This window comes from Wenxinia marina DSM 24838 (assembly GCF_000379485.1).
Classification (GTDB): Bacteria; Pseudomonadota; Alphaproteobacteria; order Rhodobacterales; family Rhodobacteraceae; genus Wenxinia; species Wenxinia marina.
Map to the genome: position 1 here is coordinate 221308 of NZ_KB902277.1, position 13401 is coordinate 234708.

Below are 13401 nucleotides of genomic sequence, written 5' to 3' on the forward strand. Positions count from 1 at the left end.
GTCACCTCCTCCGTCAGCTGCAGCCCGACGTCCCGCCGCAGGTGTTGCACTTCATGCAGGTGCCGTTGCGCACCAGCGTGTAGTTGCCGCATTCGCCGCAGGGGTCGCCCTCGTAGCCCTGCATCTTGGCCTTGTCGCGGGCCGAGATGCTGACCGTCGCGACGGCCGTCTGCGCCTCGGTCGTGACCGACAGGCCCGACAGCGCCGCCGGGGCCACGCCCGACATGCCGCCGTTCAGCACCATCAGCTCCTGAGGCAGCCGCCCCCGGGTGAAGCCGGCGCTCGCCACCTGCTTCAGCACTTCCAGGCTCTTCGACGCCGCGCTCTCGTTCACCTCGCGGACGTTCGACTTGCCCTCCTCCTCGCCGCGGCCGAGTTCGTCGAAGGTGACGCCGGACGGCTTCACGTGGGCGAGGTCGGTGCGGTCGAGGTAGCTCACCGCCAGTTCGCGGAAGATGTAGTCGAGGATCGAGGTCGCCGACTTGATGCTGTCGTTGCCCTGCACCATCCCGGCCGGCTCGAACTTGGTGAAGGTGAAGGCGTCCACGAACTCCTCCAGCGGCACGCCGTACTGCAGGCCGACCGACACCGCGATGGCGAAGTTGTTCATCATCGCGCGGAAGCCGGCGCCTTCCTTGTGCATGTCGATGAAGATCTCGCCCAAGCTACCGTCGCCGTACTCGCCGGTCCGCAGATAGACCTTGTGGCCGCCGACCACCGCCTTCTGGGTGTAGCCGCGCCGCCGCTCGGGCATCTTCTCGCGGTGCGAGCGGACCATCTCCTTGACGATGATCTTCTCGACGATCTTCTCGGCCAGGACGGTCGCCTTCTCGTGGTTGGTGCCGCTCTCCAGCACCTCGGCCGCCTCGTCGTCGTCCTCCACCAGCGCGGAGGCCAGCGGCTGCGACAGCTTGGAGCCGTCGCGGTAGAGGGCGTTCGCCTTCACGCCGAGCGACCACGACAGCTCGTACGCCTTCTGGCAATCCTCGATCGTGGCGTGGTTGGCCATGTTGATCGTCTTGGAGATCGCGCCCGAGATGAAGGACTGGGCCGCGGCCATCATGTGGATGTGGCTGCCGACGCTGAGGTAGCGCTTGCCCTTCTTGCCGCAGGGGTTGGCGCAGTCGAACACGCTGAGATGCTCGTCCTTGAGGTACGGCGCGCCTTCCAGCGTCATCGTCCCGCAGACGTGGTCGTTCGCGGCCTCGATGTCCTTCCTGCTGTAGCCGAGGTGGCGCAGCAGGTCGAAGGTCGGGTCGGCCAGCTTGGCCGCCGGGATACCGAGGGTCCGGGTGCAGAACTCCTCGCCCAGCGTCCACTGGTTGAAGACGAACCGGATGTCGAAGGCCTGCGGCAGCGCCGCTTCCAGCTTGTCCAGTTCGGCCTGGCCGAAGCCGTGGCCGACCAGCGAGGTGTGGTTGATGCCCGGCGCGTTGCCCAGCGTCTTGTGGCCGACCGCGTAGGAGATGATCTCCTCGATCTGCGAGGAGGAGTAGCCCAGCGTCTCGAGCGCGGCGGGGACCGAGCGGTTGATGATCTTGAAGTAGCCGCCGCCGGCCAGCTTCTTGAACTTCACCAGCGCGAAGTCCGGCTCGATGCCCGTGGTGTCGCAATCCATGACGAGGCCGATCGTCCCCGTAGGCGCGATGACCGACACCTGCGCGTTGCGGTAGCCGTTCTTCTCGCCGAGGCTGAGGGCCTCGTCCCAGGACGACTTCGCCAGCGCGACCAGGCGCTGGTCCGGGCAGTTGGCGGCGTCGAACGGAACCGGGTTCACGTTCATCGCCTCGTACCCGTCCGTCTCGCCATAGGCGGCGCGGCGGTGGTTGCGGATCACCCGCAGCATGTGCTGCGCGTTGCGCTCGTGCCCCGGGAAGGCGCCCAGCTCGCCCGCCATCTCGGCCGAGGTGGCGTAGGCGACGCCGGTCATGATCGCGGTCAGCGCCGCGCCCATCGCCCGGCCCTCGTCGCTGTCGTAGCCCAGCCCCATGTTCATCAAGAGGCCGCCGATGTTGGCGTAGCCGAGGCCGAGGGTGCGGAAGTCGTAGGACTTCTGCGCGATCTCCTTGGACGGGAACTGCGCCATCAGCACGCTGATCTCCAGCGTGACGGTCCACAGGCGCGTGGCATGGACGTAGGCCTCGGCGTCGAAACGGCCGTCGCGGTAGAACTGCAGCAGGTTCATCGACGCCAGGTTGCAGGCGGTGTCGTCGAGGAACATGTATTCCGAGCAGGGGTTCGACCCCCGGATCGGCCCGTCTTCGGGGCAGGTGTGCCAGGCGTTGACTGTGTCGTGGAACTGGATGCCCGGGTCGGCGCAGGCCCACGCGGCGTGGCCCACCTTCTCCCACAGGTCGCGGGCCTTGACGGTCTTGGCGACCTTGCCCGAGGTGCGGTTGATGAGATCCCAGTCGCCGTCGGCCTCGACGGCCTTGAGGAAGGCGTCGGTGACCCGGATCGAGTTGTTCGAATTCTGGCCGGAGACAGAGTTGTAGGCCTCGCTGTCCCAGTCGGTGTCGTAGGTCGGAAACTCGATCGAGGTGTAGCCCTGGCGGGCGTAGTCCAGCACGCGCTTGATGTATGTTTCCGGGATCGAGACCTTTTTCGCGTCACGCAGCGCGGTCTTCAAACCCGGATTCTTGCCCGGGTCGACGGCGTCGGCCATGTCGCCGTCCCAGGCCTTGATCGCGGCGAAGATGGCGTTGAGCTGTCGCTCGTGCATCTTCGATCCCGCGACGATCGACGCGACCTTCTGCTCTTCCAGCACCTTCCAGTCGATGAACTGTTCGATGTCCGGGTGATCGGCGTCCACGATCACCATCTTCGCTGCCCGACGGGTTGTGCCGCCTGATTTGATCGCGCCGGCCGCCCGGTCGCCGATCTTGAGAAAACCCATGAGGCCGGACGACTTGCCGCCGCCCGACAGCTTCTCGCCCTCGCCGCGGAGCGAGGAGAAATTGGTGCCGGTGCCCGAGCCGTACTTGAAGAGGCGCGCCTCGCGGACCCAGAGGTCCATGATGCCGCCCTCGTTCACCAGGTCGTCGGCGACGGACTGGATGAAGCAGGCATGCGGCTGCGGATGCTCGTAGGCGCTGTCCGACTTGGTCAGCTTGCCGGTCCTGTGATCGACGTAGTGGTGCCCCTGCGCCGGGCCGTCGATGCCGTAGGCCCAGTGCAGGCCGGTGTTGAACCATTGCGGGCTGTTCGGCGCGGCCATCTGGCGCGCCAGCATGTGCCGCATCTCGTCGTAGTAGGCGCGGGCGTCGCTCTCTTCGGTGAAGTAGCCGCCCTTCCAGCCCCAGTAGGCCCAGGCGCCGGCGAGCCGGTCGAACACCTGCCGCGCGGAGGTCTCGCCGCCGAAGGTCGCGCCGTCGGCCGGGACTTGCCGCCACAGGAACTCGGGCACGCCCTTCTCGCGGACCGGCTTCGTCGCCGAGGGGACGCCGGCCTTGCGGAAGTACTTCTGCGCAATCACGTCGCTGGCGACCTGGCTCCACGCGACGGGCACCTCGCATTCGTCCAGCCGGAACACCACGGTACCGTCGGGATTGCGGATCTCGGACGAGGTTGTCCGGAACTCGATCCCCTCGTAGGCGTCCTTGCCGGCCTCGGTGAATGCGCGCGCGATCTTCATGTCGGTGCCCCGTCCCTTCGTTGCGCCGGTCATTGCCGGCCGGTGCGACGCCCTGTCCCCATGCCTCTGCCGGCTGCCGGACCTCGGTCCGGCAGGGCGCCCTCCGCAGCGGCGGCGAGTGTCGGCGTGGTGTCGGGTCGTCTTGTCTGCCTCGTGCCGGAGACCACAACATCTTGTGCGGGTCGAACCGACCTGCACAACCTGCGGCATCTACACCTTGGGGGTCAACGGCTTTTTACCACTAGGGGTGCTGTTTTTTCGGTTGACGCGACTTCGTGCAGTTTTCCCGGATTCGTCCCCAGCCTTCGGGCAGTTGCGGGGCGACTTCTCCACAGGGGCCGCGTGGCGCGACCGCCACTGTGCCGGGGGCGCGCCCGGAACTGCGGCAGATCCGGGACCGGCCGGCGATTCGAGAAAGGCTGAGCGGGATCAGGAAGACTGGTCGGGGCGGCGAGATTCGAACTCACGACCTCCTGTACCCAAAACAGGCGCGCTACCAGGCTGCGCTACGCCCCGGACCAAGGCCGTCTTTGCCCGCGGACGGCCCCGCCGTCAACGCGGATGACACGTCGCGTGGTCGACCCTATCGAAAGAGATCTGGGTTCAGGGGTGCAGGGCCTGTGCACGCCCGGTGCATGGGTTGTGTATCGCGATTTTTTCGGCGACGCCGCTCACTCGCAGGGCAGCTTGGCGTCCGCGCCCATCGCGGGGTGCTGCATGGCATCCCCTTCCTCGATTCCGAGGCGCGCGGCGAGACCGCCGTTGATCTCGAGCACGTATTTCACGCCCTCGCCGCCGTCGATCGACGTCTCGTCCAGCGGCACCGCCTGCGCGTGGATGCGGGTGATGACGCCGGTCTCGTCCGCGAACAGCATGTCGAGCGGGATCAAGGTGTTGCGCATCCAGAAGCTGGCCCGCTGCGGCCGCTCGTAGACGAAGAGCATGCCTTCCAGCGTGCCCATCTCCTCGACGTACATCAGGCCCTGCGACCGCTCCTGCGGCTCGTCCGCGACCTCCACGGCAAAGCTCGCCCGGCCGAACTCGCCGACGACCGTCACCCGGTCGTCCGAGCAGGCCCATTGCGCGCTCGCCGGCGCGGCCCACGCCGCCGCCAGCAGGACGGCCACCGTCAATCTGTCACTCATCACGCGTCACCCACCCGAGTCGGTCTCCCCGCCGCTGCCTCGCCCCGCAGCATCCCATGCCAGCACTTCCACCGCCATCAGCCCGCGCCGTCCCTCGATCGAGCGCATGCCGACCGCCTCGCCCGGCTGCAGGTCGCTGAGGCCGGACTTGCGCAGCACCTCGATGTGGATGAACACGTCGTCGTCCTGCCCGAACACGTTGGCGAAGCCGAAGCCCTTGGCCTTGTCGAACCATTTCACCCGCGCCGGCTCGATCGGTCGCGCGGCGAGCTCGGCCGGGTCGATGCCGGCGAGATCGCTGAGGCCGCTGCCGACCCCGCCCGCGGGCGGCACGATCGAGATCACCTCGACCGCCTGCACCCCGCGCTGGGTCTCCTGCGCCTTCAGCTCGATCGCCGAGCCGTCGGCGACCGTGCTCTGGCCGAAGGTCCGCAGCACGTTGCCGTGCAGCAGGATGTCGCGCCCGCCCTCCTCGGACACCACGAACCCGAATCCCTTGGCGGGATCGAACCACTTCACGTGGCCCCTCACGGTGCGGGTCGGCGCGCTGTCGTCGTCTTGCATGTCTCGCCCTTCCCACCGCCGTTCCGGCGATGGCCCCTTCTGGCGCACGGGCCGTCCCTGCCCCCGCGCGTTCATACCGACCAGAACAATCGTTACCACACAATGGGCTTCACCGGCGTCCGGTCGGCCCTGCCGTCCTCAGGGGTACACCCTTTCGACGCTCCACGTCTCGCCCGGTCCCGACCGGGTCCAGCGGAAACGGTCGTGCAGGCGGAATGCGCCGTCCGCCCAGAACTCGATCTCGACCGGCGCGATGCGGTAGCCGCCCCAGAACGGCGGCCGCGCCGGCCGGAGTCCGTGCCGCGCCGTCTCGGCCGCGACCTCGGCCATCAGCGTCGCCCGCGAGTCGAGCGGGCGGGACTGCTTCGAGGCCCACGCGCCGATCCGGCTCTGCAGGGCGCGGGACTGGTAGTAGGCGTCCGCCGCTGCCCCGTCCTCGCGCGTGACGAGGCCGCGGACGCGGACCTGACGGCGCAGCGACTTCCAGTGCAGGACAAACGCCGCCTTGCCGCTGGCCTCGATCTCCTGCCCCTTGCGGCTCTCGTAGTTGGTATAGAAGACGAAGGCGTCGGCCTCGATGTCCTTCAGAAGGACCATGCGCACGTTCGGCAGGCCGTCCGCGTCGGCCGTGGCGAGCGCGATGGCATTGGGATCGTTCGGCTCGCTCGCCGTCGCCTCGTCCAGCCAGACGCGCGCCAGCGCCACCGGATCGTCGCCCGCGAATAGTCCCGACCGTTCCGTCATGTCGCCGCGCCCCTTCCGGCCCGTGCCATCGGTCGGCATGTGCCTGCCCCGCCATCCTAGCGCAAGCCATGATCCTCCGTCGCCCGCGACTTGATGGACGGGAACGCTTCGCCTAGACGGTGGGCAAAGCCGGTTACGGCGAGCGGGAGGTTCCTTCGTGAGCGCAGGTCTGATGGACGGAAAACGGGGCCTCATCATGGGCCTCGCGAACGACAAGTCGATCGCCTGGGGCATCGCCCGGTCGCTCGCCGGCGCCGGCGCCGAGCTCGCCTTCTCGTACCAGGGCGAGGCCCTGAAGAAGCGGGTGGAGCCGCTGGCGAAGGAGCTGGGCAGCGACATCGTCCTGCCCTGCGACGTCAGCGACATGGCTTCGGTCGACACTCTCTTCGCGGATCTCAAGGACCGCTGGGGCGGCCTCGACTTCGTGGTCCACGCCATCGGCTTCTCCGACAAGAACGAGCTGCGCGGCCGCTACGTCGACACGTCCCGCGACAACTTCCTGATGTCGATGGACATCTCGGTCTATTCCTTTACCGCCGTGGTGAAGCGGGCGGCGGCGATGATGAACGCCGGCGGCTCGTGCCTGACGCTCACCTACTACGGCGCCGAGCGGGTGATGCCGCACTACAACGTCATGGGCGTCGCCAAGGCCGCACTGGAGGCGTCGGTGCGCTACATGGCCGAGGATCTCGGCAAGGACGGCATCCGGGTGAACGCGATCTCGGCGGGGCCGATCAAGACGCTGGCCGCCTCGGGCATCGGCGACTTCCGCTACATCCTGAAATGGAACGAGTACAACTCGCCGCTGCGCCGCAACGTGACGACCGAGGATGTCGGCAAGTCGGCGCTGTACCTGCTGTCCGACCTCGGCTCTGGCACCACGGGCGAGGTGCTGCACGTCGACGCCGGCTACCACGTGGTCGGCATGAAGGCCGTCGACGCCCCGGACATCGAGAAGTGACGCTGGCGGCCTTCGCCTCGGTGGTGGTGATCCACCTGCTCGCGGCGATCTCGCCGGGACCGTCCTTCGTCGTCTCGGTGCGCACCGCCGCGGCCGAGGGCTTCTCCACCGCAGCCGCGCTCGCGCTCGGCTTCGCCCTCGGCGCCGGCCTCTGGGCCACCGCCGCGATGGCGGGCCTTGCCCTGCTGTTCGAGCTGGTGCCGGCGTTGTTCACGGGGCTGAAGCTCGTGGGCGCCCTGTTCCTCCTCTGGATCGCGCTGCAGATGTGGCGGCACGCCCGCGCGCCGCTGGAGCTGGCCGGCGAGGGCGCCGCGCCCCGCAGCCGCGCCGCCGCGATCCGCTTCGGCTTCCTCACCTTCGCGTCGAATCCCAAGCCGGCGATCTTCTTCGGCGCCGTCTTTGTAGGCCTCGTGCCGCCGGACACGCCGCTCGCCTGGCGCGCTGCCATCCTCGCCGCCGTGTGCCTCAACGAGTTCGGCTGGTATCTGCTGACCGCGCGCCTGTTCTCGCTGCCCGGCCCGCGCGCCGCCTACCTGCGCCTCAAGACCGCGACCGACCGCGCCTTCGGCGTGCTGCTCGCCGGCTTCGGCCTCAAGATCGCCCTCACCTGACGGAGCCTGCCCCATGCCCCCTGCCGCCGACCGCCTGCCGCACGAGAAGGGCTTTCACGTCAGCTGGGACCAGATCCACCGCGACAGCCGTGCGCTGGCGTGGCGGCTCGACGGCGACGGGCCGGACGACGGCGCCTGGCGCGCGGTCGTCGCGATCACCCGCGGAGGCATGGCCCCGGCGATGATCGTCGCGCGAGAGCTCGGCATCCGCACCGTCGACACGATCAGCGTGAAATCCTACGACCACCAGGCCCAGACCGAGGCCTCGGTGCTGAAGTCCCCCGACGCACAGATGATGGGGGACGGCACCGGCATCCTCGTCGTCGACGACCTCGTCGATTCCGGCAAGACGCTGGAACTGGTCCGCCGCCTGTATCCCAAGGCCCACTTCGCCACGGTCTACGCCAAGCCCAAGGGCCGGCCGCAGGTCGACACATTCATCACCGAGGTCAGCCAGGACACCTGGATCTTCTTCCCCTGGGACATGGCCCTGCAATACGTGGAGCCCTACCGCGGCCGCGACTGATGGCGCGGAGGAGACGCGCGCGGGTCGGTCGCGCGCCGCCCTCGACCCCGGCGCAGAGCGCGGTCACGACCGGATGGCTGACGGCGGTGATCGCCGAGGTGCTGGTGATCTTCCCGCTCTACGGCTGGCTGTCGTCGGGCGGCAGCGAACCGTTGGACCGCTTCCTCGCCGCCTACGTCCCGATCCTACCGTTCCTCGGCGGGGCCCTCCTGGTCGGCACCCTGCCCCCGATGATCGTCGCCTCGGCGCTGGCGCGGCGGTTCGAGGTGCCGCTGATGCGCGCGCCGGTCCTGTGGGCGCATCTCAGCGCGGACTGATCTGGGTCGTCCTGCTGATCCTCTGGGTCGCGTGGGTCGGGGCGCTGGACCTGTCGGACACCGCGACCCGCACGTGGCTGATCCACTCCGTCCTGATGACCCTCGTCGCGACCGAGGCGTTCCTCTGGCGGCTCCGCCAGACGCCCTGATTGCGCCGCGCCGCGGCGAGGGCTAGCGTCCGCGGCGTCCCTTCCGGTCCGAGCGCCCATGTCCCTGCCCCGCACCCAGGCCACCTACCCGCCGCCGATCTCCGAGGCCTACGCCTGGCTGGACGGCGTGACCTTCCCGCCGGACAGGCCGCTGATCAACGTCAGCCAGGCCGCCCCGGTGGAGCCGCCGCCCTTGGCCCTGCGCGAGGCGATGGCCGAGATCGTTCTCAACGACCCCGGCGCCCACCTCTACGGCCCCGACCTCGGCCTGCCGGCGCTGCGCGAGGAGGTGGCGGAGCGCTGGTCCGCGCTCTACGGCGGGCCCATCGCGCCGTCGCAGGTCGCCATCACCGCCGGCTGCAACCAGGCCTACACCGCCGCGCTCGCCACGCTCGCCGGCGAGGGCGACGAGGTGATCCTGCCGGTGCCGTGGTACTTCAACCACCGCATGTGGCACGACATGCAGGGGATCCGCACCGTGCCCCTGCCCTGCGGCCCTGGCCTGATCCCGGACGCTGGCGAGGCCGCCGGGCTTATCACCGAGCGCACCCGCGCCATCGTCCTGGTGACGCCGAACAATCCGGGCGGGGCGGAGTATCCCGCCGCGACGGTCCGCGCCTTCCACGACCTCGCGAACTCCCGCGGCATCGCGCTGATCGTGGACGAGACCTACCGTGACTTCGACGGCCGTGACGGACGGCCGCACGACCTGTTCGAGGACCCGGACTGGGCCGACACGCTGATCCACCTCTATTCCTTTTCCAAGGCCTACCGCCTGACCGGGCACCGCGTCGGCGCGATGATCGCTTCCGAGGCGCGGCTGGCCGAGGCCGAGAAGTTCATCGACAGCGTGACCATCTGCGCGCCCCAGCTCGGCCAGCGCGCCGCGCTTTGGGGCCTGCGCCACCTCGGCGCGTGGGTCGCGGGAGAACGGCAGGAGATCCTGGACCGCCGCGCCGCCATCACCGAGGGCTTTCCGCAGCTGGAGGCGGAAGGCTGGCGCCTCCTCGGCTGCGGCGCCTATTTCGCCTACCTTCAGCACCCGTTCGACGCCCCGGCCCCCGTCGCAGCCCGCCGCCTCGCCCGCGAACACGGCGTGCTGCTGCTCCCCGGCACCATCTTCATGCCGCCCGAGGATCCCGACGGCCAGCGGCAGGTCCGCATCGCATTCGCCAACGTGGATCGCGCCGGCATCGGCCGCCTCTACGACAGGCTCGCGGCCGCCCGCCTCTGACCTTGCGCCCCTGTCCCCCCGCGCCTATTGAGAGGGCCGGTTTTCAAGGGGAGGACCTCGTCCAATGGCTGTCGGAAAGAGCGCGAGCCGCCTCGGCTTCTACCTCATCATCGGCCTCCTCCTCGTCGGCCTCGCCGGCTTCGGCGCGACCAACATCTCGTCCGGCGGACGGACCACCCTCGCCGCCGTCGGCGAGGAAGAGATCACGATGCAGCAATACGCCAACGCGCTGAACGACCGCCTGCGCGCGTTCGAGCAGACGATCGGCCAGCCGGTGACGATGGAACTCGCGCGGCAGCTGGGACTCGACCAGGCGGTGCTGCAGGGACTGGTGATCGAGGCCGCGCTCGACGACGAGGCGGACGAGATGGGCCTCTCCGTCGGCGACGCCGAGGTGCGCGAGCGCGTCCTCGCCCGGCCCGAGTTCCAGGGCCTCGACGGCCAGTTCGACCGCGACATCTATGGCCAGCGCCTCGACAGCATCGGCCTGACGGAGGGCGAGTTCGAGACCCAGATCCGCGACGACAGCGCCCGCGCCATCCTGCAGGCCGCGGTCATCGGTGGCGTGCCCCGCCCCGAGGCCTACGCCGCCACGGTCGCCGAGTGGATCGGCCAGCGCCGCAGCCCGACCTTCGTCCGCATCACGGAAGGCGACCTGGCAGAGCCGCCCGCGCCCCCGACCGACGAGGAGATTGCCGCCTACTGGGAAGAGAACCCGGACCTGTTCACCACGCCCGAGGTCCGGCACATCAGCTACGCCTGGCTGACGCCCGAGATGCTGGCCGAGACGATCGAGATCCCCGAAGAGGATCTGCGCGCCCGCTACGAGGAGCGTCTGGCCGAGTTCGTGCAGCCCGAGCGCCGCCTCGTCGAGCGGCTGGTCCTGTCCACGCAGGAGGTGGCCGAGGAGGCCCGCGCCGCCCTCGACGCCGGCGAGACGGACTTCGAGACGCTGGTCTCGAACCGCGGCCTCGCGCTGTCGGACGTCGATCTCGGCGACGTGGCCGAAGACGACCTCGGCGCCGCCGGTCCTGACGTCTTCGCCGCCCAGCCGGGCGAGGTGGTCGGCCCGCTCGAGACCCCGGTCGGCCCGGCCCTGTTCCGCGTCAACGCGATCCTCTCGGCGCAGGAGATCCCGTTCGAGGAGGCCGCGGAGGATCTCCGCGCCGAGGTCGCGAACGAGCGCGCCATCCGCCTGATCGACAGCGAGACCGACGGCCTCGCCGACCTGATCGCCGGCGGCGCCGACCTCGACGACCTCGTCGCCAACTCCTCGCTCGAGGCCGGCCAGATCGACTGGACGGACGGGACGAGCGAGGGCATCGCCGCCTACGACGAGTTCCGCCAGGCCGCTGCGGCCGCCGAGCAAGGCGCCTATCCCGAGATCGCCACCCTCGAGGATGGCGGCGTCTTCGCCCTCCGCCTCGACGAAGTGACCGAGCCGCAGGTCCGTCCGCTGGACGAGGTGCGGGACGAGGTCGCCGCCGCCCTCGACGAGGCCCGGACGCGCGAGGCCGTGCTCGCCCGTGCCGAGGAGATCGCCACCGACATCCGCGAGAGCGGCGCCTTCCGCGTCCCCGGCCGCAACCCGCGCACCCAGCTCGGCATCGGCCGGCGCGACTTCCTCGAGGGACTGCCCCGCGACTTCGTCTCCGCCGTGTTCGAGATGGACCGCGGCGAGGTCCGCACCGTCCCGACCGAGGACGGCGTGATCGTGGTCCGCCTCGACGGCATCTCCGCCGCCGACGAGGGCAGCGAAACCGTCGCCGCCGAGCGCCAGCAGATCGCCGAGCGCACCGGCCAGTCGATCGCGCAGGACATCTACGGCGCCTTCGCAACCGCGGTCCAGCAGGACACCGACATCCGGATCGACGACGCCGCGGTGAACGCGGTCCTGACGCAGTTCCAGTAGGGCCCCCGACGATGCCTCTCCTGCCCGAGTTCGAGACCTTCCGCGACGGCTTCGAGGCGGGACGCAACCAGGTGGTCTGGACCCGCCTCGCGGCCGACCTCGACACGCCGGTGTCCCTGATGCTCAAGCTGTCGGCCGCCGGCCGGAACAGCTTCATGCTGGAGAGCGTGACCGGCGGCGAGGTGCGGGGGCGCTATTCGATCATCGGCCTGAATCCCGACCTCGTCTGGGAATGCCGCGGCACCGCCTCGCGGGTGAACCGCGCCGCCCGCTGGGACGACGAGGCGTGGACCGATTGCGAGGGCGATCCGCTCACCGCGCTGCGCGCCCTGCTCGCCGAGAGCCGGATCGACCTGCCCGACGGCCTGCCCGCCGCCTCGGCCGGCCTGTTCGGCTACCTCGGCTACGACATGATCCGCCTGGTGGAGCGGCTGCCGAACTGCCCGCCCGACACGCTCGGCCTGCCCGACGCGGTGCTGCTGCGCCCCTCGGTCGTCGCGGTCCTGGACGGGGTGAAGGGCGACGTGATCCTCGTCGCGCCCGCCTGGGCCGACGGATCGCTGACCGCCCGCGCCGCCTACGCCCAGGCGGCCGAGCGGGTGATGGACGCGCAGCGCGCGCTGGAGCGGCCGGTCGCCGTCGCGGCCCGCCACTACGCCGACCCGCGCCCCGAAGAGCTGCCCGTCTCGAACTTCACGCGCGAGGGCTACGAAGCCGCCGTCGAGAAAGCCAAGGAGTACATCCGCGCCGGCGACATCTTCCAGGTCGTGCCGTCGCAGCGCTGGACCCAGGGGTTCCACGAGCCGCCGCTGGCGCTCTACCGCAGCCTGCGGCGGACCAACCCCTCGCCCTTCATGTTCTTCTTCAATTTCGGCGGCTTCCAGGTCATCGGCGCCTCGCCCGAGATCCTCGTGCGCGTCTTCGGCCGCGAGGTGACGATCCGCCCGATCGCCGGCACCCGCCCCCGCGGCGCCACCCCGGCCGAGGACCGCGCGAACGAGGCAGAGCTGATGGCCGACGTCAAGGAACGGGCCGAGCACCTGATGCTGCTCGATCTCGGCCGCAACGACGTGGGCCGGGTGGCGAAGATCGGCACCGTCCGCCCGACCGAGCAGTTCATCGTGGAGCGCTACAGCCACGTCATGCACATCGTCTCGAACGTGGTGGGCGAGCTTTCCGAGGATCACGACGCCCTCTCCGCCCTCCTCGCCGGCCTGCCCGCCGGCACGGTCTCCGGCGCGCCCAAGGTCCGCGCGATGGAGATCATCGACGAACTGGAGCCCGAGAAGCGGGGCGTCTACGGCGGCGGCTGCGGCTACTTCAGCGCGGGCGGCGACATGGACATGTGCATCGCGCTGCGCACCGCCGTGCTCAAGGACGAAAAGCTCTACATCCAGGCCGGCGGCGGCGTCGTCTACGACAGCGATCCGGCGGCGGAGTACATGGAGACGGTTCACAAGTCGAACGCCATCCGCAAGGCGGCCGAGGATGCGGGCCTGTTCCGGGACGGCGGCAATGGCTAGGGCAGACCGCCTCGCCGACGCGCCCACCCCTGCCCCCTATCTTGCTGCAAATACCTCCGGGGTGAATTGGCCCCGGCACGG

12 protein-coding genes and 1 tRNA gene are annotated in these 13401 nt (G+C 69.8%); 8 read left to right on the forward strand and 5 right to left on the reverse strand.

Translation table 11 applies throughout. From position 1 onward, the window contains the following. Positions 1 to 13: 13 nt before the first annotated feature. The 5 genes from A37W_RS0102995 to pdxH all read right to left on the reverse strand — a co-directional run bounded on the left by A37W_RS0102995 (position 14) and on the right by pdxH (position 6087). A complete protein-coding gene (locus A37W_RS0102995; protein ID WP_018301542.1) occupies positions 14 to 3634 on the reverse strand; it encodes a vitamin B12-dependent ribonucleotide reductase in 3621 nt (1206 codons plus the stop codon). 439 nt (positions 3635 to 4073) lie between these two features. After that, positions 4074 to 4150: transfer RNA gene (locus A37W_RS0103000), tRNA-Pro, on the reverse strand. A gap of 155 nt (positions 4151 to 4305) precedes the next feature. Then, positions 4306 to 4779, reverse strand: a complete 474-nt coding sequence (locus A37W_RS0103005; protein ID WP_026198258.1) for a DUF192 domain-containing protein — start codon at positions 4777 to 4779, stop codon at positions 4306 to 4308. A gap of 6 nt (positions 4780 to 4785) precedes the next feature. Next, positions 4786 to 5343, reverse strand: a complete 558-nt coding sequence (locus tag A37W_RS0103010; RefSeq protein WP_018301544.1) for a cold-shock protein — start codon at positions 5341 to 5343, stop codon at positions 4786 to 4788. A gap of 138 nt (positions 5344 to 5481) precedes the next feature. Then, positions 5482 to 6087 carry a pyridoxamine 5'-phosphate oxidase gene (pdxH, locus tag A37W_RS0103015; RefSeq protein WP_026198259.1) on the reverse strand — a complete coding sequence of 202 codons (606 nt, stop codon included), beginning with the start codon at positions 6085 to 6087 and terminating at the stop codon, positions 5482 to 5484. A gap of 157 nt (positions 6088 to 6244) precedes the next feature. Between pdxH and fabI the strand changes: the two genes are divergently transcribed. The 8 genes from fabI to trpE all read left to right on the forward strand — a co-directional run bounded on the left by fabI (position 6245) and on the right by trpE (position 13320). After that, positions 6245 to 7048, forward strand: coding sequence for an enoyl-ACP reductase FabI (gene fabI / locus A37W_RS0103020; RefSeq protein ID WP_026198260.1), 804 nt, complete (start codon positions 6245 to 6247; stop codon positions 7046 to 7048). Beyond that, positions 7045 to 7659, forward strand: a complete 615-nt coding sequence (locus A37W_RS0103025; RefSeq protein WP_018301547.1) for a LysE family translocator — start codon at positions 7045 to 7047, stop codon at positions 7657 to 7659. Before fabI ends, A37W_RS0103025 begins: the two co-directional genes overlap by 4 nt. 13 nt (positions 7660 to 7672) lie before the next feature. Further along, on the forward strand, positions 7673 to 8185 hold the full coding sequence (gene gpt, locus A37W_RS0103030; protein ID WP_018301548.1) for a xanthine phosphoribosyltransferase: 513 nt from the start codon (positions 7673 to 7675) through the stop codon (positions 8183 to 8185). Next, positions 8185 to 8502, forward strand: a complete 318-nt coding sequence (locus tag A37W_RS0103035) for a hypothetical protein (RefSeq protein WP_018301549.1) — start codon at positions 8185 to 8187, stop codon at positions 8500 to 8502. The genes gpt and A37W_RS0103035 overlap by 1 nt, the downstream gene beginning before the upstream one ends. Continuing rightward, complete coding sequence (locus tag A37W_RS23635; RefSeq protein ID WP_018301550.1) at positions 8478 to 8651, forward strand: hypothetical protein; 174 nt, start codon at positions 8478 to 8480, stop codon at positions 8649 to 8651. The genes A37W_RS0103035 and A37W_RS23635 overlap by 25 nt, the downstream gene beginning before the upstream one ends. 58 nt (positions 8652 to 8709) lie before the next feature. Further along, the gene (locus A37W_RS0103045; protein ID WP_018301551.1) at positions 8710 to 9885 is read left to right on the forward strand and encodes an aminotransferase; all 1176 of its coding nucleotides are present in this window, start codon (positions 8710 to 8712) and stop codon (positions 9883 to 9885) included. A 64-nt stretch (positions 9886 to 9949) separates the two neighbouring features. After that, on the forward strand, positions 9950 to 11797 hold the full coding sequence (locus A37W_RS0103050; protein ID WP_018301552.1) for a peptidyl-prolyl cis-trans isomerase: 1848 nt from the start codon (positions 9950 to 9952) through the stop codon (positions 11795 to 11797). 11 nt (positions 11798 to 11808) lie between these two features. After that, on the forward strand, positions 11809 to 13320 hold the full coding sequence (gene trpE, locus A37W_RS0103055; RefSeq protein WP_018301553.1) for an anthranilate synthase component I: 1512 nt from the start codon (positions 11809 to 11811) through the stop codon (positions 13318 to 13320). The last annotated feature ends 81 nt before the right edge of the window (positions 13321 to 13401 follow it).

Excerpts from the sequence above, each read along its gene's own strand:
- A37W_RS0102995 (WP_018301542.1), bottom strand. The coding sequence starts at position 3,634 with ATGAAGATCGCGCGCGCATTCACCGAGGCCGGCAAGGACGCCTACGAG.
- A37W_RS0103005 (WP_026198258.1), bottom strand. The coding sequence starts at position 4,779 with ATGAGTGACAGATTGACGGTGGCCGTCCTGCTGGCGGCGGCGTGGGCC.
- A37W_RS0103010 (WP_018301544.1), bottom strand. The coding sequence starts at position 5,343 with ATGCAAGACGACGACAGCGCGCCGACCCGCACCGTGAGGGGCCACGTG.
- pdxH (WP_026198259.1), bottom strand. The coding sequence starts at position 6,087 with ATGACGGAACGGTCGGGACTATTCGCGGGCGACGATCCGGTGGCGCTG.
- gpt (WP_018301548.1), top strand. The coding sequence starts at position 7,673 with ATGCCCCCTGCCGCCGACCGCCTGCCGCACGAGAAGGGCTTTCACGTC.
- A37W_RS0103035 (WP_018301549.1), top strand. The coding sequence starts at position 8,185 with ATGGCGCGGAGGAGACGCGCGCGGGTCGGTCGCGCGCCGCCCTCGACC.
- A37W_RS0103045 (WP_018301551.1), top strand. The coding sequence starts at position 8,710 with ATGTCCCTGCCCCGCACCCAGGCCACCTACCCGCCGCCGATCTCCGAG.
- A37W_RS0103050 (WP_018301552.1), top strand. The coding sequence starts at position 9,950 with ATGGCTGTCGGAAAGAGCGCGAGCCGCCTCGGCTTCTACCTCATCATC.
- trpE (WP_018301553.1), top strand. The coding sequence starts at position 11,809 with ATGCCTCTCCTGCCCGAGTTCGAGACCTTCCGCGACGGCTTCGAGGCG.